This window comes from Nonomuraea sp. NPDC049607, assembly GCF_040675375.1.
Lineage (GTDB): Bacteria > Actinomycetota > Actinomycetes > Streptosporangiales > Streptosporangiaceae > Nonomuraea.
The window spans coordinates 345,336-366,695 of the sequence record NZ_JBFAOV010000005.1 but is presented as its reverse complement, the minus strand read 5'-3'; the positions used below and the strand labels follow the sequence as shown (position 1 = coordinate 366,695).

Below are 21,360 nucleotides of genomic sequence, written 5' to 3'. Positions count from 1 at the left end.
CTACCCGCGCAGCGCGGCGGCGGCCAGCGACGCGGTGCCGCGGCGGCCGGGGGTCGAGCCGTCCGGCGCGGGCGCGCCGTAGGAGACCTCCACGCCCCGCTCCCGCGCCGCCCTGACGATCCCCGGCACCGCCCGCTCGGCCAGCGCCGAGATGGTCATCGCCGGGTTGACGGTCAGCGCGCCCGGCACGGCCGAGCCGTCCGTGACGAAGATCCCCGGGTGGCCGCGCAGCTCGTGCCCGTCGTCCAGCGCCGAGGTGTACGGGTCGTCGCCGATCCGGCACGAGGCCAGCGGATGCACCGTGTACGCGCCCACGAGGTCGTTCGTCCACGGCGTCACCGTGGCCAGCCCGTCGCGCTCCAGGATCTCCTTGCACTCGGCGTCGGCCATCGCCCAGGCCGCCGAGGTGTTCGCGGTCGGCTTGTACGACAGCCGCCCCACGCCCAGCATCTGCTGGGAGACCCGGTCGGAGTTGCCGCGCGCGGGCGGCGGCCCGAAGACGCCCTCGTTGTCGTCCTCGATCATCTGGAAGATGATCAGCCAGGACCGCCAGCGCTCCAGCATCTCCTTCTTGCGCAGCCCGAACCACGTCGGGTCCGTCCCGCCGGCCAGCGCGAGGATGGTCCCGAGGCCGGGCGGGAAGTAGAGCTGCTCCAGCGAGTAGCGGGTGTACTCGGGCAGCGAGCCGTCCAGCCGGTCCCAGTTGGCCACCGTCGGGCCCTTGCCGATCTGGTTGGCCGCGTACGCCAGGCCGTCGCCCCGCTCCAGCCCCAGCACCTCGCGCACGCGCTCCTCGTTCAGCACGGCGGTGTTGAGCCGCTCGCCGTTGCCGGAGAAGTAGCGGCCCACGGCGTGCGGCATCGCGCCGAGCGCGGCCTCGCTGCGCTGGAGGATGACCGGCGTGGCCGCGGCCCCGGCGGCCACGACCACCACCTTGGCCTCGATCGTGCCCTCGCCCTCGGTCAGGCGGTAGTCCTCGCCATGGACGATCTTGTAGTGCACCCGGTAGGAGCCGTCGGACGTCCGCTCGATGCTCTGCACCTCGTGCAGCGGCCTGATCCTGGCGCCGTGCGCGAGCGCCGCCGGCAGGTAGTTGGCCAGCAGCGACTGCTTGGCGTCGAACCGGCAGCCGGCCATCATCCAGTTGCAGTTGACGCAGGCCGCGGTGTCCACGGCGGCGGGCACGGGGTTGGCGGTGCGGCCCGCGTGCCGGCAGGCGGCCGCCCACAGGCCGCCGGAGTAGGACACGTCCTCCCAGCCCTGCTGGGTGATGGAGATGGACTCGGCGACCCGGTCGTACCAGGGGTCGAGGGTGTCGCGGCTGATCGCGGCCGGCCACATGCGGCGGTTGATGCTGCCGCGGCGCTCGAAGACGAAGCGAGGCGCGCGCGGCATGGCCGCGAAGTAGACCACGCTGCCGCCGCCCACGCAGTTGCCGCCCAGCACGCTCATGCCGTCGCCGACGGTGAAGTCGAAGATGCGGGTGTAGGAGGAGCCCAGCTTGAAGTCGTGCTCGTACTCGGCGGACTCCAGCCACGGCCCGCGCTCCAGCATGACCACGTCGGCGCCGCCCGCGGCCAGGTGGTAGGCGGGGATCGCGCCGCCGAAGCCGCTGCCGATCACCAGCACGTCGGTGCGTTCGACGCCGTTCATGCGGGGCTCCCTGAAGCTGTCGTGTCCGGGTGGAGGTCGGCGAGGGGACGGCCGTAGGAGTAGGCGGGGAAGCGCCACAGCCCGTCCGCGTCCGGCGGGGCGATGCCCATGGCGGTCAGGCCGGGATGCCCGGCCCGGAGGGCGTCGACGGTGTGCAGGTGGGCGGCGGAGTCGTAGGCCATGTAGCAGAACAGCACCAGCAGCACCCACAGCGCCTTCTCCGGGTGGCCGGGCGCGGTCAGCGTGCGCACCAGCGCGCCGCGCTCCTCGAACGGCAGGGCCACGAACTCCGGGACGCCCTCCTCCAGCACGATGCCGTGCTGGTCGGCGTGGGCGCGGGCGTGCTCGTTCAGCGAGCGGGCGTAGTCGTCCAGGCTTCCTGAGACGCCGGTGGCGTCCCATTCCAGCAGCTCGACGGCGCCGGCCGCGACCGCGCCGCCCGTCGGGCTCAGGCCGGCCACCGCCCGGTCGTCCGGACCGCGCTTGGCCCCGGGCACGATGGTGTCCGCGAGCGCCTCCAGCGTCTCCACCCTCGTCTCGTAGAGCAGTGGACCCATGGGTACTCCCTCGTTCAGGTCGGCTTTCGGTCGGTACGGTCGGTGGTGTCGGTGCGCGCCAGCGCGGCCCGCAGCGTGCTCAGCGCCCTGACGGTCTGGCTGCGGACCGTGGAGGACTCGTTGCCCATGACCTGGGCCGTGTCCTCCGCGCTGCGGCCCTCCCAGAACCGGAAGAAGATCGTCGCCCGCTGCCGCGGCCCCAGCCTGGACAGCGCGTCCATCAGCACGATGCGCTCGCCCACCAGGTCGTAGGGGTCCAGGGCGGCGGCCGCGTCGGGCGGCGCCCCGCTGAGCACCTCCCGCGACCAGCGCAGCGCCCTGCGGTCGCTGATGAGCAGCCGCCGCATGATCTGCCGCGCGTACGCCTCGGCCCGGTCGCGCCGGTCGAGGTCGTCCCAGTGCCGGTGCAGTGCCAGCAGTGTGCGCTGGACGAGGTCGTCGGCCTCGTGCCAGTCATCGGAAAGCCGGAAGGCGACCCGGCGCAACATCGGCCTGGCCTCCCGCGCGAAATTGGCGAATTCCTGCCCCCGTACCTCGGCCATCACCTTCACCCCCGGAACACGGCCGTGCAATTCCCGCTTTCTTCGGCATGCTCAGAATTGAATGCGCGGTCCGCCGCAACAACCCCTAGCGGACGTCCTCGCGCCCTTATCCACAAAGGCGTCGCGGCCACCCCCTATTCGACCGCCGGTGACCCCTGTTTTCTTCTTGCGGCGCTCCCGGCCCGTTCCCGCGCACATACGCTCGCGGCGTGAGCGCCTCCGGTGCGGCATTGCTGGCGATCAGCGACCTCCATGTCGGGTTTCCCGAGAACAGGGCGGCCGTCGAGGAGCTGCGCCCGCGCACCGCGGACGACTGGCTGCTGGTGGCGGGGGACGTCGCCGAGCGGCTGGACGCGTTCGAGGAGACGCTCGGCCTGCTGCGCGAGCGCTTCGCCAGGGTGGTGTGGGCGCCGGGCAACCACGAGCTGTGGACCCCGCCCGGCGACCCCGGCCCGCGCGGCGAGGAGCGCTACCGGCGCCTGGTGCAGGTCTGCCGGCGCCTCGGCGTGCTCACGCCCGAGGACCCGTACGCGGTCTGGACGGGGGAGGGCGGCCCGGTGGCCGTCGTCCCCCTGTTCCTGCTGTACGACTACAGCTTCCGCGCGCCCGGCACCACCCGGGAACAGGCGCTCGGCCTGGCCCGCGAACAGGGGGTGGTGTGCAGGGACGAGTTCCTGCTGCATCCCGAGCCCTACCCCAGCAGGCAGGCGTGGTGCCGGGCCCGGGTGCGCGAGAGCGAGCTGCGGCTGGAGTCGCTCGACCCCGGCCTGCCCACGGTCCTGGTCAACCACTTCCCGCTGCTGCGCGCCCCCACCCGCGTCCTGCGGCACCAGGCGCTGGCGCAGTGGTGCGGCACCGAGCAGACGGCCGACTGGCACCTGCGCTTCCGCGCCGCCGCGGTCGTCTACGGCCACCTGCACATCCCGGGCACGAGCTGGCATGACGGGGTGCGCTTCGAGGAGGTCTCGCTCGGCTACCCGCACGAGCGGCGCCCGCACCACCGCGACGGACGGCTGCTGCGGCAACTGCTGCCGGCACCCCGCCGCGAATGGGCCAGATAAACCGCATTCTCAGATAAATTGCCGAGATTTCCGAAAATTTCCCAAAAAAGGGCGATTTGTCATGCAGCGTACTGCCCGCCCGGGAGCGTGTACCAGGTGGCAACCGAAAGGCAATGCATCCGGAGCGCCGAGGAATCGCGCCCCCCGGGAATTCTCCACCCGGAGAATCGACAGGGGACGCGCCCCCGACGGCTTCCGGGTTCCGGGAGACCATATGGACGACGTCATCGAACGAGCGGTCCTGCGGGTCATCGAGAGCATGCAGGAGAACCACGGCGAGCAGCTCACCATTGACGACATGGCGCGCACCGCGATGTTCAGCAAGTTCCACTTCTCGCGTGTCTTCCAGCGCGTGACCGGGCTGTCCCCTGGACGGTTCCTGTCCGCGGTGCGGCTGCGCGAGGCCAAACGCCTGCTCGTGTCCACCTCGCTCAGCATCACGCACATCAGCCACCAGGTCGGCTACTCCAGCGTGGGCACCTTCAGCTCGCGCTTCACCCACAGCGTGGGCCTGTCGCCGAGCAGGTACCGGCAGGTCATGAGCGTCACGGCGGAGGACCTGACCGGCGGTGACCGCGCGTTCGGCGGCCCGGCGGCGACCCTGCACGGCGTCGTGACCTCGCCCCTGGCCGACCGGCCGGTGTTCGCCGGCGTGTTCCCCGGCCAGATCCTGGAGGGCAGGCCGGCGAGCTTCACCCTGATCGGCCGGCCCGGCCCGTACGTGCTGGAGAACGTGCCCAAGGGCACCTGGTACCTGATCGCCCAGTCCGTGGCGGAGTCCCGCGAGGACGCCGTGCACCACCCGCCCCAGGGTGACGCCGCGACGTGCATCGCCCGGATCGGGCCGATCGAGGTGGGGGGCGGCGGGGCCGAGCGCGCCGACCTGCGGTTGCGTCCCATGAGCGTGCTCGACCCGCCCGTCCTGCTCGCCCTGCGCGACCTGCTGGCCTGGACCGACACCCACACCTGACAGAAGGGACGGCACACCCGGAGGGGCCCGCGGACGATGGTCCGCGGGCCCCTCCGTGTTCTCCGGCTCGTTCGTGTTCTCCGGCTCGTTCCCTAGGCCGGGCTCACCGTCATCGGCAGCCCGCCGCGCACCCGCAGCGACAGCATGGCCTCCGGGACCGCCCGCCGTCCGGGCAGCCCGGTCAGCCGCAGCTCGCGGGTGACCATGGCCAGCACGAACGTGGCCTCCATCATCCCCAGGTGGTTGCCCACGCAGAAGCGCGGGCCCGCGCCGAAGGGGATGTAGGCGTACCGCGGCCGGTCGGCGGGCGCGCCCGGCTCGAACCGCTCGGGACGGAACGCGTCCGGATCCCGCCAGTACGCCGGATGCCGGTGCAGCGTGTACGGGCTGATGAGCACGTCCGCCCCGGCCGGGACCCGGTAGCCGCCGACCTCGTCGGCCTCCCGCGCCACCCGCGTCAGCGCCCACACCGGCGGGTACAGCCGCATGACCTCCTCCAGCACCGCCGCCGTGTACGTGAGCCTGCGCAGGTCCTCGTAGGTCGGCGGCCGGTCGCCCAGCACCGAGACGGCCTCCGCCCGCACCCGCTCGCGCACCTCCGGATGCCGGTCCAGCAGGTGGAAGGCCCACGACAGCGTGCTGGCGGTGGTCTCGTGCCCGGCCAGCAGCACCGTGACCAGCTCCTCCCGCAGCCGCTGCCGGCCGGCCGGGTCCTCCCGCAGCCGGGTGGACCCGATCAGCAGCGACAGCAGATCGCCGCCGCCGGTCGGGTTCGCCAGCCGCTCGGCCACCAGCAGGTCCACGACCCGGTACAGCTCCCGCCGGGACCGCCGGAAGCGCAGGTGCAGCGGCAGCGGCAGCCACAACGGCACCATGGCCAGCGTGACCATCTCGAACATGGCCTGGTCCTGGACGCCCTCGAACGCGTGCCCGATGGAGTCGTGCGCGCCGAGGTCGGCCTCCAGCAGGGTGCGGCCGAGCACGCCGAGCGCCAGGCCGGTCATCTCCCCGGCCACGTCCACGGGCCCGCCGCCCACCCGGGCCCGCAGCCGCTCGACCAGGCGGCCGGCCTCCTCGGCCAGCACGGTGTCCTGCTGGGCCAGCCGCTTGTTCTGGAACAGCGGCTGGATGGTCCTGCGCTGCTGCCGCCAGCGATCGCCGTCGCTGGTCAGCAGGCCGTCGCCGATCACCCGCCGGGCCTCGTCCAGGCCGATGCCCTTGCGGTAGTTGCCGCTGTTGTCGGCCAGGACGTGCTTGGCGTGGTCGGGATGGTTGAACAGGTAGATGGCCTTCGGGCCGATCGTCATGCGCACCGCGTCGCCGTACCGGGCGGTCGCCTTGGACAGCAGCGCGAGACGGTCGGTGACCAGTCGCCGGTACAGCACGGGCGCCGCCCAGGGCGGCGGGCCGGGCGGCACGCCGCCCGGCGCCACCGGGCGGGTGCCCAGCGCGGTCACGCCGACACCTTCAGCGGGGCCGGGGAGGTCTCCCCGAAGCGGCCCCGGTGGACCAGCAGGCCGTCGCAGTCGTCCCGCCGGCCCACGGACAGCACCTCGCCGACGATGATCGTGTGATCGCCGCCGTCGTAGGCGCGCCAGACCCGGCACTCGAAGCGGGCCGCCGCGCCCGCGATGAGCGGCACCCCGGTGACCTCGCCCGGCGTCACCTCGACGTCGGCGAACTGGGCCAGGCCGAGCGGCCGGTAGCGGTCGGCGAAGTGCCGCGCCTCGGCCTCCTGGTGCCCGGCCAGCACCGACACCCCGAACGACGTCGCCGCGGAGATGCACTGGTGCATCACGGCGCCCTTGCCGACGCACACCAGCAGCAGCGGCGGGTCGAGCGAGACCGAGGTGAAGGAGTTGGCGGTCATGGCGTGGGGGACCTCGCCGCCCGTGGTGATCACGGTGACGCCGGTGGCGAACGCCCCGAACGCGTCGCGCAGCGCCTTGACGTCCGCGATCCGCGGCGCCGGGGCCGATGAGTGGAGTTGCACGGTGACCTCCTGGGTCCGGGTTCTAGGCCAGGTACGGTTCGAGCGCCCTGACCAGGGGCTCGGGCACCCTCGCCGGCGCGGTCTTGGTGTTCGGCCCCCGCATGCAGGCCACCCGCTGCCTGCCGCGGGCGACGAGGACCTCGGGCGCGCCCGGGGTGACCCGGACGTAGTCGAAGCCGAACTCGATCTGCGTCTGCGCCAGCTCGATCAGGCGCATCCTGATGGACAGCTGGTCGAAGGCCGTGATCTCCGCGAAGAACTCGCAGTCGACCTTGAGCGTGAACAGCTTGAGGTCGTCCTGCAGGTCGTCGAGCACGTCGCGGGCCCGTTCCATGAGGAACATCTCGCGGCAGCGTCCCTGCCAGCGCAGGTAGTTGACGTAGTAGACGTTGCCGACGAGGTTGGTCTCCTCGAAGCCGACCGTGTGCAGGTACTCGTAGTAGGTGCCCATGGGCTAGGACCGCCCTTCGGTGAGGATCGCGACGACGACGGGGGCGGGCAGGCCGTTCACCCGGGTGGCGAGCGTGGCCACGGTCACGCCGCCGCCGGTCAGGACCACCCAGCCGTCGGACCCGGCCCTGTCCACCGCGAGCGGCACGTCCGTCCCGTCCGCCGCACCCGCCGCCGTTCCGGCGGGTGCGGTGGTCCGCAGGCAGGTGAGCGCGGCGCGGATGCGGGCGCGGGCGGTGCCCGCGTCGTCCCCGCAGGCCGCGGCGATCTCACCGGCGAGCGTGTCCCGGCCGCCGTCCCGATCGTCACCAGGGTCGGTGGGGGTGACGGTCTCGACGGCGCAGGACACCGGCCCGGGGGCCGCCACGCACACCGCCAGGCCCGGCACACCGGCCGACACCGTCCGCACACCCTCCGCCGCACTTCCGGCCACACCGCCCGCCGCACCGGGTACGGCCAGCCGGGCCGCGGCCAGGTCGCCGGCGCCCTCGCCCGGCTCCACGGCGACCGCCACCCGCGCGCCCGTCAGGTCCTCCAGCGTGCGCTCCAGGTACGGGCCGAGCAGCGGCGCGGCCCACGGACCGGCCCCGCCCTTCTTCCGCACGGCCTGCAGCCGCAGCCCCTCCCAGCGCTCGACGACCTCGCCGTCCTTCGTCCGCACCGCGACGTCGTAGACGTAGGCGTCGCCGTCCCTGGACCGCTCGGAGGCGCAGTAGCGCACCTCGTCCGCGCCGGACAGCGCGGCCCCGGCCGGGTGGACGCGTTCGATGCCGGTCGGCAGCAGAGTGGCGTCGGGCACGCACACCTGGTTGCCGTGCATCAGCGCGTCCCGCATGCCGGGGTCGCCCAGGAGCAGGTCCGGGGGCAGGAACCCGGCGAACCAGTCGCACTCCTGCGCCACCTGGAGGTCGGCGTCCACCTCGCGGGCCGCGGCCCGGTGGTAGCGGCGCAGCCGCTGGAAGCGCCTGCCCTGGAAGAGCACCTCGCCGTAGAGCTGGGTGTCGGGGTCCAGCGCGACCGGCGGCAGCTCGTCGCCGGCCTGCTCGGGCGGGCCGGCGGGCGCGGCCCCGGCGTCCAGGCGCAGCACGGCCGTGAAGTGGTCGACGTCGAAGCCGGTCTCCTGGCTGCGGATGGCCACGGCGACCGTGTCGTGCCCGGTGACCGCCGCCGCCACCCGGAGCGTGGTGCTCCCGTCGGGCGGCACGATGATCGGCCGGACGAACTCCGCCTGCTCGACGACGGGCGCCCCGGGACGGCCGGTGGCCGCGTACGCCACCTGGGCCATGGCCTCCAGGCCGAACACCGCCGGGAACAGCAGGTTGCCGTCCAGCAGGTGATCGGCCAGGTACAGGTCGGTCCCGGCGTTCACCTCGACCTCGCTGACCAGCTCCACGCCGTGGTAGCGGACCAGCGGCGCGCCGACGAAGCGCAGCAGCGGCAGCTCCGGCTCCTCGCGGCGCACGGTGTGGATGCCCTCGGTCCGCCCGCTGATCACCACCACGCCGGGCGCGTCGGGATCGCTCACCAGGCGGCGCATGATCTCCACGCCCCGGTCCACCGGGATCGGCGTGATGCCCTGCTCGACCAGCCGGTCCACGACCGACAGCCGCTCGCCCATGCCGACCTCGGACCAGACCGACCACTCCATGCAGATCGCCCGGCAGCCGGGGTGCCGCTCGCCCGCCTCGCGGGTCAGGTCGGCCAGCCACTCGTTGGCGGTCGCGTAGTGGCCCTCGCCGTGCAGGCCCGCCCGGCCGATGATGCTGCCGAACGTCACCAGCAGCCGCAGCCGTCCCGGCTCGACCGCCTCCAGCACGTTGCGCAGACCGTCCACCTTGGGGGCGAACGTGCGGCGGAAGGCGTCCATGTCCAGCCCGGCGACGCCCTCGGGCTCGTTGCGCCCGGCGCCGTGCAGGACGGCGGTGACCGGCCCGAGCGCCTGCTCGGCCTCGGCCACGGCCCGCCGCACCTGGGCGGCGTCGGTGACGTCGGCCCTGGCGTAGTGGACGGTGAGCCCGGTCGCGGCCATGCGCCGCAGGTTCGCGGCCAGCTCCTCGTCCTGGGCGGGGTCGGAGCGGCCGAGCACGGCCACCTTGGCCGCACCGGCCGCCCCACTCGCCATGGCCATGGCGCACTCGGCGGTGATGCCCTTGCCGCCGCCGGTCACCAGGAGCACGTCGGAGCCGGTCAGCGGCTCCTCCGTCCGCTCCTGCCGGTACGGCAGCGCGCGCAGTGTCGGCACCCGCCGCGTGCCGTCGGCGTCGTAGTGCACCTCGCAGAACGCCGCCGTGGCGGCCGCCTCGGCGGCTACCCAGGCGGCGGCCTGCGGCGCGTCGTGCGGCAGGTGCACGACCGTGGTGGGCACGCCGCTCTCCAGATGGAGCGTCTTGGCCAGCCCCGCCGCGCCCCGGCCGTGCTGGACCAGGACGAACCGGGCGCCCGGCCCGCCGGCCAGGGCCGCCTTGGCGCCGAGCAGCGCCTGCTCCAGGTCGTCGGCCGCGCACCGCGCGGGTAGGCACACCAGGACACCGGAACCGATCTTCTCCCCTTCGAGTGCCTCGCGCAGCGGCCCCGCCAGGGGCGAACCGGCGGGCGCGAACACCTGCCACGACCCGTCGCGCTCCTCGGCCGTACGCCGGGGCCGCGGCTGCTCGTCCAGGTCCACGGCGAACGGGCGCACCCACGGCGCCGCGCCCGTCACGCCCCGCGCCGACTGGGCGCGCGGCTGCGCGGCCAGCCGGTCCAGGGCCTCGCCCAGCTCCTGGAGCGTCGCGGTGGCGACGTTGGCCGGCGCCATGCCCGCGGGCACGCCCAGATGCTGGGTGGCCTGGTCGATGATGTGCATGACGGTGACCGAGCTGAGGTGCAGCTCGTCCAGCGGCTTGCTGTCCTCGGTCACCATCTCCAGCGGCAGCTCGGCGCGTTCGGCGGCCAGCCGCCGCAGCAGCTCGACCGTCGACTCGCCCGGCTTGGCCGCCGTCCCGCCGCCCTGCTCGGCCGCCCGCTCCGCCGGCTGCGGGGCGGCGGCCTTGACGCGCACCTGCGGCGCCTGCTCGGCCGGGCTGGTGAAGAACGAGAACACCGCGCCGATCTCCAGCGGCTTGACCAGCCGCCCGTGGAACAGCTCCTCGCAGGCGACGGGCACGCCCGCCACGTGCGCGGCGCCGGCCACGCCGAGCAGCCCGGCCAGCGACTCGCCGTCGGTGTCCAGCGCGACGGCCGGCACATCGGTCAGCTCGGCCGCCAGCCTGCTGAGCACCCGGCCGGGGCCCACCTCGACCAGCAGGTCCACGTCCGCGGCCAGCGAGCCCAGCGCCTGGGCGAACCGTACGGGGGCGGTGATCTGCCGGTGCAGCAGCTCCGGGACGTCGGTGCCGGGAGCCAGGTCGCCGCCGGTGACGGTGGAGACGACGCGGCGGGCGACCGGCCCGAACCGCTCCTCCGCCAGGTAACCGGCCAGCGCCTCGGCCGCCGGGGCGACCAGGGGCGAGTGGAAGGCGTGCGAGACGTTCAGCCTGGTCCAGGTGAACCCGGCCCGCTCGGCCCGGCGGCCGGCCTCCTCCACCGCCGCCACCGGCCCGGCGACGACGGTCTGGAGCGGCCCGTTGTACCCGGCGATCACCACCGGCAGGTCGCCCACCAGCGCCGGCACGCTCTCCGGCGCGGCCCGCACGCCGGCCATCGTGCCCGGCTCGCCGCGCTCCCGCATCGCCCGGCCGCGCTTGGTCGCCACGCGCAGCAGCGCGTCCTCGTCCATCGCGCCCGCCCAGTGCAGGGCCGACAACTCGCCCAGGCTGTGCCCGACGGCCGCGTCCGCCTCGATGCCGAGCAGCGACAGCGCCCGCAGGCCCGCCATCGAGCCGGTGACGATGCGCGGCTGGGCGATCTCGGTGGCCGCCATGTCGCCGTCGGCGGGCAGGGCGGCGGTGGCGTACACCTCGGCGACGTCGGGGAAGCGCCTGGCCAGCGCGCCGCCGTCGGTGCCGCGGCCCGAGCCCTGCCCGGGGAAGAGGAAGCCGATCCTCGGCCGGGCCGAGGCGCGGCCCGCGAACGCCTTGCCGTCGGGGGTGGACAGGGTGTTCTCGCCGGACTCCAGCACCGTCAGCACGCGGGTGAGCTGCCGTACGGCGTCGTCGGGCGAGGAGACCACGACGGCCGCCCGGCACGGCAGGCCGCGCAGCCGCCCGCGCAGCGTGGCGGCCAGGTCGGCGAGCTGGCCGTAGGACACCTTGGGCACGAAGGCGAGCAGCTCCGACACCAGGCCGCGCAGCTCGTCCCAGGAGCCGCCGTCCAGCAGGAACAGCTCGGCGTCCTGCGCGGCGGCGGCCAGCGCCTTGACGCGGCTGGACGCCCGCCGCCGCGGGCCGGTGTTCTCCAGCACCACGTGCGTGTTGATGCCGCCGAAGCCCATGGCGGTCACCGCGGCACGCAGCGGCGCGCCCTGCGGCCACGGCTCGGCCGTGCGCAGCACCCGCAGCGTGGCGCCCTCGTCGGTGAGCACCTGGTGCGGGTCGACGCAGCCGATGGTCGGCGGCAGCACCTGCTCGTGCACGGCCATGGCCGCCTTGATCAGGCCCGCCACGCCCGCGGCCGCCTTGGCGTGGCCGATCATGCCCTTGATCGAGCCGACCGCGGCCGGCCGCGCGGCCGACTCCCTGGCCCGCGACAGCGCGGTCAGCTCGGTCGCGTCGCCGAGCGCCGTGCCCGTCCCGTGGCCCTCGAACAGCTCGACGGTCTCGGGGCCGAACCCGGCCTTGTCGTAGGCGCGGCGCATCGCCAGCAGGTAACCGCTCACCTCCGGGCGGGTGATCCCGCCCTTGCCGTCGGAGGAGACGCCCCAGCCGGCGATCGTGGCGTAGATCCGCCGCCCGGCGGCCAGCGCGTCCTCCTCGCGCATCAGCACGACGATGCCGCAGCCCTCGCCGGGCCAGAACCCGTTGGAGTGCCGGTCGTACAGGCGGAAGTCGCTCTTGGCCAGCGCGCCGGTCTTGGCGAACCCGATCACCTCGAACGGGTCGATGGACAGGTCCACGCCGCCCGCGAGGGCCACGTCCACGTCGCGGTCGGTCAGTGCCTTGCCGGCCGTCACCACCGACAGCAGGGACGAGGAGCAGGCCCCGTCCACGGTGTAGCCGCCGCCGTTGAGGTCGAAGTGGTTGCAGATGCGCCCGGCGATCGTGTTGGACAGGCCGCCGGCCAGGGTGTCCTCGTCCACCGGCGGGAAGGGGCTCTTGTAGGACTCCTCGTAGTCGGCCAGGAACGCGGCCAGGCGCTCGTCGTCCCAGCCCTGGTCCTTCAGGGCCGCGGCGAGGGTGCGCCGCACGTACGGCCAGCGCAGCCGCAGCACGTTGGCCCGGGTGAACTCGCCGGTGAGCGTGTTGCCCACGACGACGCCGGTGCGCTCGCGCGGCAGCCCCTCGCCGTCGGCGAACCCGGCGTCGGCCAGGGCCCGGCCGGCCATGTCGAGGGCCAGCCAGTGGGCCAGGTCGGTCGACCGGTACGTGCTGCCGGCGATCTTGTGTGCCACCCGGTCGAAGGCGTAGCCCTCGATGACCGCGGCGGTCTTGGCGTAGAAGCGGTCCGGCGCTGCGGGATCGGGGTCCCAGTAGTCCTCCAGCCGCATGCGCTCGTCCGGGAGCCGGCGGAAGGCGCGGCGGCCGGCCACCGCGTTCTCCCACAGCTCCCTGGGCGAGGCGGCGTCAGGGTACCGGCAGGCCATGCCGACGATCGCGATCCTCGTCATGCCTTCGCGACCTCTTCCCGCGCGTGCTGCAGCGCCTGGGCGGCGGCTGCGCTGACCCTGGCGGCGTCGAGCTCGCGCGCCTTGTTCACGATGTGCAGCGCCCACAGGAAGCCGCCGCGGATCAGGCAGACGGCCGCCGTGGCGAAGAAGATCCCGTACGGGATGTTCATCCCCATGAGCAGGCCGTACACCACGGCGACGCCGCCGCCGAAGGCGACCTGGGACAGCGGTCTGGACGGGCTCGTGCCCGGGTCGGTGATCATGTAGTTGGTGAACAGGATGAACGCCACCCCGGTCATCATCGACAGCCCGCCGAGGATGGAGATGTCGTCGATGATCAGCCCGCGCACCACGGCCTGGAGGGCGAAGACGCCCACCCACCCGCCGATCAGCCACATGCGGCCGGTCAGCTTGCCGTTGATCATCGTGCCGCCGATGATGATGATCCCCGGGATGATCCAGTCGATCGGGTTGTCGACCTTCTCGGTGAAGTGGTACGGCGGCGCGATGCTGGCCCACGGCAGCAGCAGCAGGATGATCGCGATGCCGAAGTTGGACGGGTTCATGAAGTGCCGCATCCGCCCGCGCACCGGCGCCTTGAGCACCCATTTGGCGCCCACGGCGACGGTGACGCCGAACATCATGACCAGCACCTGGTCGTTGACGTAGATCAGCATGTTGAGCGCGATGGAGGTGATGTGCGCGGGATACAGGAACTCCATCAGCCCGCGCGGCCCGTTGCCGAGGAAGCGCGGCGCGCGGCCCTCCTGGCGGGCGCCGATCACCTCAAGGATGATCTCCACGGTGTAGCCGGTGGCCAGCGCCACGAACGGCCACGACCACGGCTGCTCGAACCCCAGCACGGTGTAGCCGAGGATGTTGAAGATCGTGATCGAGATCGCGAACCGGCGCAGCGCCGTGATCACTTTGGGATCGTGACGTGGCGGGGTGATCGTCTTGTCGGCCATGCCGTCACTTCTCCTTCGCTTGCGAGCCGAGCTGGAGGGTGTGCCAGCCGGGGGTGAGCGTGAGCTCCTGCTGGTGCCGCTGCCCGGCGCGGTCGCGCCAGTTCAGCTTCACCCGCACGGGGCCGGTCACGTTCGCGCCGAGGCCGATGTGCACCGCGTGCGCGCGCTTGCCGGAGTGGCCGCTGCCGCCGTCCACGCGGCCCATGAAGGAGCGGCCGTCGGGCGTGGTGGCGGTCACCGTCGCGCCGATCACCGGCGAGCCGGCGGCGGGCAGCGGGCCGGCCGCGGAGGGGCTGTCGTACTGCAGGCGCAGCCCGAGGAACGCGTTCGCCGAGCGGCTGGTGTTCAGGTAGAAGGCGGGGGCCTCCCACTGGCGGGCCACCGCGAAGTCGATCAGGCCGTCGCCGTTGACGTCCCCGGTCGCGATGCCGCGCGTCGGCACGGGCACGGCCAGGCCGAGCTGCTCCGACAGGTTGGCGTAGCGGCCGTCGGGGCCCTTGGCGAAGAAGGCCAGCGTCTGCGCGCCGGCGATGTCGGCGCCCTCGGTGACGTTCGGCCATGACTTGGGGTTGCTGGTCACGCCGTCGTTGGCGGCGGCCAGCTCCTGCAGCGGCGGCCAGCGGTTGACGTCGCCCTTGATGAACCCGGTCGCCTGGACGATCTCGTTCTCGCCGTCGTTGTCGAAGTCCTCGATCTTCGGGTCCCAGCCCCAGCCGGACCAGGCGGTGCGCAGCTCGGCGCTGAGGTCCTTCCACGGCGCCTCGCCCTGCCGCAGCTTCTCGCGCAGCTCGGCCTGGGTCTTGACGGTGGACAGGAACGTGAAGTTGCTCTCCTGGATGCCGTACGGGGTGGTGATGTTGCTGACGAAGAAGTCGAGCACGCCGTCGCGGTTGAGGTCGCCGGCGTCCGAGCCCATGCCCTTGAAGGAGTCCTCGCCGAGCACCTTCGACTTGGGCACGCCGATCTCGTGCGTCCCGATGGTGGGGGAGAACTTGATCGTGCCGGGGGTGGAGACGTTGTAGAGCAGGTGGTCGGGCCCGAAGTCGTTGTTCAGCAGCAGCTCGGGCAGGCCGTCGCCGTCGAGGTCGGCGCTGGTGGCGCCCAGCTCCCAGCCGGTGGAGACGTCGGAGGGCAGCACGCCGTCCAGGCGGGTGAAGCCGCCGTTGCCGGTGCCGCGGAAGAAGTAGTCCCGGCCGCCGTTGAGGGCCTTGGACAGCGAGTGGTTCATCTGCACGCCGCCGTCCACGCGGCTGTCGAGGATGGGGCTGCCGTCGGGGAAGTAGTTGCCGACGAAGATGTCCTGCTTGCCGTCACCGTCGAAGTCGGCGACGGTCGCGACGTTGCTGTTCCACAGCTCGCCGGTGTACTTCGCGCCGCCGGAGTTGGGCACCAGCTCGGCCGCGTCGAAGGCGGCGGCCTCGAACCGGGACGCCGTGGGCCGCTGCAGGTGCAGCGTGGGCGTCCGGCCCCACCAGTAGACCAGCAGGTCGGTGCGGCCGTCGTCGTTGTAGTCGGCGGGGACCGCGCCCATGGGCGCCATCGCGTCGGTGATCGGCAGCGAGCCGAGCGACAGCGCGAACGGCCGGTACCGCTCGGCGCCGCCCTCGACCGGCGCCGGCGTGACGACCACCTGGTCGGTACGCGGGTCCACGATCACCAGGTCGTCGTCCCTGCCGTTGCCGTCGAGGTCGTTGAGCGCGATCGCGGCCCCCACGGAGGAGATCCAGGCGTCGATGTGCTTGTAGGCCTGGTTCACCTTGCGGACGGTCTTGGCCGGGCCGCCGCCCGGCATCGCGATGCTCAGGGGCTTGAAGCCGTACGCGCCGGCCATCCCGGCCTTGGTCGCGTCGGAGGCGAAGGTGGGGTGGCCGATCGCGAAGACGGCGATCATCAGCGCGAGTGCGGCGACGCCCGCCGCCTGCTTGCGCAACCACGCGGCTACCGAGGTCACGAGGGAACACCTCCATGGAAGACGAACGTCTCGGCGATGCGCCGGCGCCACCCCTCATAGGCGGGCGGCTTGTCATGCGATGTCGCGGTGGGACGGGTCGCGCGGCTCACCTCGGCCGCCTGCTCCGCCGTGGTGCCGCAGAGAACGCCCACGGCCGACTCGGTGTGCGGGAAGAGCAGCCCGGCCCGGATCCTGGCCTCGGCGGCGAACACGCTGCCCTGGGCCAGCGGCCCCTGGTGCGGTCCGGCGCGCTCGCGCAGCCACCGCAGCTCGGCGTCGTCGGCGCCGCCCGCGTAGGTGGCGGCCAGGCCGATGCCGGCGTAGAGGTCGGCGTGGCGGGACTCGGGGAACCGTTCGAGCAGCGTGACCGCCCGCTCGGCGCTGGTGCCGGCGACGAACCACAGGGCGCGGCCGATGCCCTGGTCGAGGGCGTGGGCCGCGTACTCCTCCTGGCCGGCCGGCCAGGAGAAGCGGGCTTCGCGCACCTGCTGGTGCACGTACCGGTCGGTGTGGAAGTAGGCCTGGTGGAAGCCGTACCCGTCGTGGACCAGCCACAGCAGCAGCGGGTCCAGCAGGCCGGGCTTCGGCCACAGGAAGCGGGGGAGCCGGGCCATGGCCCAGCCGATCCCCACGTAGACCATGTAGTTGTGGTGGTGGCCGCGTCCCTGGAGGAAGGCGTTGACCCGGCGCAGATTGCCGAAGGTCATGCAGTCCAGGATGGCGAAGCCCATGCCCGCGCCCTCGTAGGCGAAGCCGCGGAAGCGGGCGGGCACCTCTTCGAGCCGGTCCTCGGCCTCGGCGACGGTGCGCGACTCCACGGCGTAGGCGTAACCGGCGAGAAAGTATTCGCCGACCGTCTCCAGTATTTCGGTGGATGCCGCGTTCTTCACCCAGAAGCCGCGCGTCTCGATTTTCGTCTCGCTGACGTCCGGCACCAGAATTTTGCGTCTGAGCGACCGCAATGCGCTTGCCAATTGAGCCTCCGCCGCTTATAGCCCGAACAATTCAATTTCATTGACACATGCCGCCCGGTGGCCGGACAACTTCGGGTTTGCTCAGCTCGGAGGGTCATTTTTGGGCGTGCGAAAGCGAATGACGTGCTTATTCGGGGACGCCGGTCAGTGGGACCGTACTTCGGCCTCGACCGCGAAATGCGCGCGCACCCTTCCGCGCCACAGCTCGTAATCCGGGACGCGTTCCGACGTGCCCGCGACGACTTCGCTGTCGTCGGCGAGCGCGACCGCGCCGGAAACGTCGAGCCCGGTCAGCACCGCGCCCGTGGCCGCCGAATGCTCCGGGACGAACCCCGAGTAGTCCCGGGCCTTGGTCGCGAACACCGACCCCTGGGCGAGCTCGCCCCGGTGCTGCCCGGCCTCCTCGCGCAGCACCGCCGCCGCCCCCGCCTCGCACCCGGCGAACGTGGCCGCCAGCCCGACCCCGCTCCACAGGTCCGCCTGCCGGCCCGGGGCGAACGCGCGCACCGCCGCGGCCACCTCGCCCGGCCTGCCGCCGTGGATGAACCACAACGCCCGGCCGACGCCCTGGTCCACGGCGCGCGGGAAGTAGGCCGCGTCGCCCTGCCAGGGGTAGGGGTCGGGCACCTGCTGCCCGTCCACGTGGCGGCGGGTGTGGAAGTAGGCCAGGTCGAAGCCGTACCCGTCCACGGCCAGCCAGCTCATCGTCGGGTGGTACGGGGTGCCGCTCAGGTCCGGCAGCACCTTCTTCCACAACACCCGCGGCAGCCGGGCCATGGCGAAGCCGATGCCGATGTAGGCCAGGAAGATGTGCGGCTGCCCGGGGCCCGTCAGCAGGTCCCGGGTACGCCGTCCGCGCCCGCCGCCCATGGCGTCGAGCACGGTGAAGGCCATCGTCGCGCCCTCGTAGGCGAAGCCGCGCTGCTCGACGTCCACCAGGGACAGCCGGCGCTCGATCTCCCACTGGTCGCGGACGTCGATGCCCCACTCGAAGCCGCACACGACGGCCTGCGGGATGGCCTCCAGGCGGTCGGTGAGCGCCGAGGGGACGACGGGGAAGCCGCGTGCGCCGAAGGTCACGTCGGCCAGGGATGGCGCCAGCACGAGCCGGCGCAGCGAACCGAGCAGAGACGACATGGTGTGCTCCTCCTCCAGGAACGTGAAGACCCCGCCTGCGAACGGCCCATGCGCGGGCCCGGGGACGGCCGTCCCCGGCGGGGGAGTTGGGGGCACGTCCCGCCCTGGCGGACGACGGGTCCGCTTCAGGATGCGGCCGGACCGGCGCCACGGGCATGTCGCAAAGTGCGCGATCGGCGCACGGGGGTCAGCTCGCCCAGGCCGCCAGCCGCCAGTCGCCGCCTCCGCCGGGCAGCGGCCTGCGCACCAGGACGGACGGGTCCGACCAGGCCGACGCCTCGCGCTCGGCCGCCTCGGCCAGGCGGCGGAAGACCGCCGCGACGACCGCTTCGAGTTCTTCGGGGGTCGCCTGCCCCCGCACCACGGTGAGTTCCATGCCTTCGACGCTCGCCCGCGGGCCCGCACGCCCGCAACTTCCTGCATGCCCGGTGCACACGCCCGAGCCCGGTCCGGCGACGAAGGCCCGCCCCGTGCCCCCGTCCCGCACCCCCGCCCCCCGCCCCCTACCCCCGGCCCCGTGCCCCCTGCCTCTGCTCAGGGGGCAGGAAGGGCGGGGGCCGGGATGCGGGTGGTCAGGGTTGGGTGGTCAGGGTCGCGCCTGGTCGTCGAACTCCACCACGAGCGGGAGGTCGGCCCGGCGGCGGATGTTCAGCTTGCGGTAGGTGCGGGTCAGGTGCTGCTCGACGGTGCTGATCGTGATGTAGAGCTTGGCCGCGATCTCGCGGTTGCTGTAGCCGGCCGCCGCCAGCGCCGCGACCCGGCGCTCGCCGACGCTCAGCACGCCGATCAGGTCCCCCGGCAGGGGGGAGGACGCGCCGTCCGCGTCCGCGGCCCGGCTGAGCGCGCTGATCATCGGCTCGGCCCCGCACTCCAGCGCCGCCGCCTGCGCCCGTCCCGCCACCGTGCGGGCCCGCCGGTACTCGCCCAGCGCCTCGTACGCCTCCACCAGGTCGAACAGCGCCCTGGCCAGCTCGTACCGGTCGCCGGCGAGCTGGAGGTACTCCACCGCCTGGCGCAGCAGCGCCGGACGGCGGGCCGGCTCGGAGACGGCCGCCTTGAGCCGCATCCCGATGCCGCGCCCCCGGTAGGCGCCGGGGCCGCAGCCGTCCAGGTGGGCCTTGATCAGCTCCCTGGCCTCCTCCGTCTGGCCCATCCGCAGGCACGCCTCGGCGGCGTCGGCCTGCCAGGGGATCAGCGCCGGGTTGTTCAGCCCCCAGGCCGTCACCAGCTCGCCGCAGCGCAGGAAGTCGTGCAGAGCCGGGACGAAGGACTCGCCGGCCAGGTTGTAGCGGCCGCGGGCGTACAGGTAGTGCAGGCCGTAGCGGGTCTGGAACATGGCCTCGGCGACCGGCCGGTCCAGCGGGTCGCGCACGGCCTCGTGCCGGCCCATCGCGGTCAGCGCGATGACCAGGCTGGCCAGCGGGCCGCCGATGGCCACGCCCCAGCTGCTCATGGGGATCGTGTCCAGCGCGATGCGGGCGTGCCGCTCGGCGGCCGGCATGTCGCCCTGGCGGATCGCGATCTCGGCCCGGATGGCCGCCAGCCGGGCCCGGCGGCTGGGCGCCTGCCGGGCCGCCGCCTCGTCGCCGAACAGGTCGCACAGCGGCGCGGCGCGCTCGCAGCGCCCGGCGTAGGTGAGGGCGAGCAGGGAGTTCTCCACGACGTCCAGGGACATCTCGTCCAGCCGCTCGCCCTCCAGGATGCGCTCGACGGCGTCGAGGTTGTGCTCGCGCGGGCCGTGGGTCAGCACCTCGGCCAGGGCGAGCGTGGACTCCAGCCGCCGGTTGACGGCGACCGACACCATGCCGGCCAGGATGTGCTCGCGGGGCGGGTTGGCCACGTAGGCGGCCAGCGGCGGGCACGTCACGCGCAGCCAGAGCTGCGCCACGACCAACTCGGCCAGCGTCGCGTGGTCGGAGGCCGACGCCTCCTGGTTGAGCTGCTCCAGCACGTCGCGGGCGTCCTCGAAGCGGCCGTGCCACAGCAGCGCGCGGGCCAGCACGACGGCGTCGCTGCCGTGCAGGCTGCCCTTCTGCAGGGCCTCGGTGAGCTGGTCCAGGTGCCCGGCGGGGGCGGCCGGGTTGATCCGCCACTCCGCGCGTACGAGCATGGTCATCAGCTTGGAGCGCTGGAGCTCGTCGGTGCACTCGCGCCAGGCCAGCTTCAGGTAGGCCACCGCCGACTCCACCTCGCCCTTGCGCAGCGCGGCCAGCGCGGCCTCCTCCAGCGTGGGCACCACCCACGGCGCCTCGACCCTGGCGGCCTGGAGCAGGCGGTCGGCGACCACGCCGGGGCGCACGCCCCGCGTGTAGGCCAGCTCGGCGGCGCGGCGGTACAGCTCCTTGCGCTCGGACAGGTCCATGCCGGCCAGCACCGCCGAGCGCACCGCCTCGTGACGGTAGCCGCCGCCGCGCAGCAGGCCGGTCGCGCCGATCGTGAGCAGCTCCCTGCTCACGTCCACGGCGGGCAGTTCGAGCATCTCGGCCAGCCCGTCGGCCTCGCCGAGGATGGCCAGGCCCTGCGCCACCCGGACCGTACGCGGGTGGCTGCGCCGCAGGCACGTCTCGACCGCCCGGACGAACCGGTCGCCGACGACCAGCTCGCGCGGCGGCGCCTCCACGGCCCGCAGGTGCTGGCGGTAATCGGCGGCCAGCTCACCGGCCAGCAGCGGGTTGCCGCCGCTGATCGTGTGCCACTCGTCGGCGAACCGCTCGGTCGCGCTGAGCCCCACCTGGCCCGCCACCAGCGCGGCCACGCCCCTGCGCGACAGCGGGGCGAGCTGCAGGCGCAGGCAGTGCGGCAGCCGCAGCAGGTCGGTCTCCAACGGCCCGTCCGTGCCCTGGCGGTCGTTGAGCGCGAACACCGCCACGATCCGCGCGTTCCGCACCCGCCGCGCCAGGTAGGCCAGGCAGAGCAGGGAGGTGCGGTCGGCGTGGTGCACGTCGTCCACGACGACCACCAGCGGGCAACGTTCGGACAGGTCGAGCAGCACCGTGACCAGCGCGTGCACGACCTGCGGGTCGAGCAGCCGTTCGGCGTCGGCGTGCGCCGCGGTCGCGGTCCGCACGCCCTCCGCCAGCAGCTTCTCCGAGCGCTCGCGCTCCTCCTCGACCAAGGGGGCGTCCTGGATGAGCTGGCGGAGCAGGCCGAGCTGCAGGTCCTGCTCCATGCGCGATCCTGTCGCCGTCACCGCGAGCGCGCCCAGCTCTATGGCCTGTTCGGACAGCGTGCGCAGCAGCGCGCTCTTGCCCGTCCCGGCGGGCCCGCCGACCAGCGCGACCCGTCCACGGCCGAGGATGGCGTTGGCGACGAGCGACTCCAGGCAGGACATCTCCTCCTGCCGTTCGATGAGAGTCATGGC

15 protein-coding genes are annotated in these 21,360 nt (G+C 73.4%); 2 read left to right on the top strand and 13 right to left on the bottom strand.

Annotated features, from left to right (window positions below; genetic code table 11):
- The 3 genes from AB0J97_RS13645 to AB0J97_RS13635 are packed head-to-tail and all read right to left on the bottom strand — an operon-like array spanning position 1 to position 2,752.
- Entirely contained in the window at positions 1-1,653 is a 1,653-nt protein-coding gene (locus AB0J97_RS13645) for an FAD-dependent oxidoreductase (RefSeq protein ID WP_364088010.1), read from the bottom strand.
- On the bottom strand, positions 1,650-2,210 hold the full coding sequence (locus tag AB0J97_RS13640; RefSeq protein WP_364088008.1) for a DUF5987 family protein: 561 nt from the start codon (positions 2,208-2,210) through the stop codon (positions 1,650-1,652). Before AB0J97_RS13640 ends, AB0J97_RS13645 begins: the two co-directional genes overlap by 4 nt.
- Before the next feature lie 14 nt (positions 2,211-2,224).
- Entirely contained in the window at positions 2,225-2,752 is a 528-nt protein-coding gene (locus tag AB0J97_RS13635; protein WP_357711038.1) for a sigma-70 family RNA polymerase sigma factor, read from the bottom strand.
- Positions 2,753-2,961: 209 nt separating this feature from the next.
- On the opposite strand from AB0J97_RS13635, the gene AB0J97_RS13630 reads away from it, so the two are divergent.
- Positions 2,962-3,813, top strand: a complete 852-nt coding sequence (locus tag AB0J97_RS13630; RefSeq protein ID WP_357711035.1) for a metallophosphoesterase — start codon at positions 2,962-2,964, stop codon at positions 3,811-3,813.
- Between the two features lie 214 nt (positions 3,814-4,027).
- The gene (locus tag AB0J97_RS13625; protein WP_357711032.1) at positions 4,028-4,783 is read left to right on the top strand and encodes an AraC family transcriptional regulator; all 756 of its coding nucleotides are present in this window, start codon (positions 4,028-4,030) and stop codon (positions 4,781-4,783) included.
- A gap of 92 nt (positions 4,784-4,875) precedes the next feature.
- Here the strand turns inward: AB0J97_RS13625 and AB0J97_RS13620 are convergent, their stop codons facing one another.
- The 10 genes from AB0J97_RS13620 to AB0J97_RS13575 form a co-directional block, all read right to left on the bottom strand.
- The gene (locus tag AB0J97_RS13620) at positions 4,876-6,240 is read right to left on the bottom strand and encodes a cytochrome P450 (RefSeq protein ID WP_357696677.1); all 1,365 of its coding nucleotides are present in this window, start codon (positions 6,238-6,240) and stop codon (positions 4,876-4,878) included.
- Complete coding sequence (locus AB0J97_RS13615; RefSeq protein WP_357696679.1) at positions 6,237-6,776, bottom strand: flavin reductase family protein; 540 nt, start codon at positions 6,774-6,776, stop codon at positions 6,237-6,239. The genes AB0J97_RS13620 and AB0J97_RS13615 overlap by 4 nt, the downstream gene beginning before the upstream one ends.
- A gap of 22 nt (positions 6,777-6,798) precedes the next feature.
- Positions 6,799-7,227 carry an acyl-CoA thioesterase gene (locus AB0J97_RS13610; protein WP_357696681.1) on the bottom strand — a complete coding sequence of 143 codons (429 nt, stop codon included), beginning with the start codon at positions 7,225-7,227 and terminating at the stop codon, positions 6,799-6,801.
- Between the two features lie 3 nt (positions 7,228-7,230).
- Positions 7,231-12,969 carry an SDR family NAD(P)-dependent oxidoreductase gene (locus AB0J97_RS13605; protein ID WP_364088003.1) on the bottom strand — a complete coding sequence of 1,913 codons (5,739 nt, stop codon included), beginning with the start codon at positions 12,967-12,969 and terminating at the stop codon, positions 7,231-7,233.
- Positions 12,966-13,937, bottom strand: coding sequence for an enediyne biosynthesis protein (locus tag AB0J97_RS13600; protein ID WP_357696685.1), 972 nt, complete (start codon positions 13,935-13,937; stop codon positions 12,966-12,968). The genes AB0J97_RS13605 and AB0J97_RS13600 overlap by 4 nt, the downstream gene beginning before the upstream one ends.
- Before the next feature lie 4 nt (positions 13,938-13,941).
- Entirely contained in the window at positions 13,942-15,888 is a 1,947-nt protein-coding gene (locus AB0J97_RS13595) for a CRTAC1 family protein (protein ID WP_364088001.1), read from the bottom strand.
- A complete protein-coding gene (locus AB0J97_RS13590; protein ID WP_364087999.1) occupies positions 15,885-16,862 on the bottom strand; it encodes a DUF1702 family protein in 978 nt (325 codons plus the stop codon). Before AB0J97_RS13590 ends, AB0J97_RS13595 begins: the two co-directional genes overlap by 4 nt.
- Before the next feature lie 144 nt (positions 16,863-17,006).
- A complete protein-coding gene (locus tag AB0J97_RS13585; RefSeq protein WP_364087997.1) occupies positions 17,007-17,999 on the bottom strand; it encodes a DUF1702 family protein in 993 nt (330 codons plus the stop codon).
- Between the two features lie 187 nt (positions 18,000-18,186).
- Complete coding sequence (locus tag AB0J97_RS13580) at positions 18,187-18,375, bottom strand: acyl-CoA carboxylase epsilon subunit (protein WP_357696693.1); 189 nt, start codon at positions 18,373-18,375, stop codon at positions 18,187-18,189.
- Positions 18,376-18,585: 210 nt separating this feature from the next.
- A complete protein-coding gene (locus tag AB0J97_RS13575; protein WP_364087994.1) occupies positions 18,586-21,357 on the bottom strand; it encodes an AAA family ATPase in 2,772 nt (923 codons plus the stop codon).
- Between the last annotated feature and the right edge of the window lie 3 nt (positions 21,358-21,360).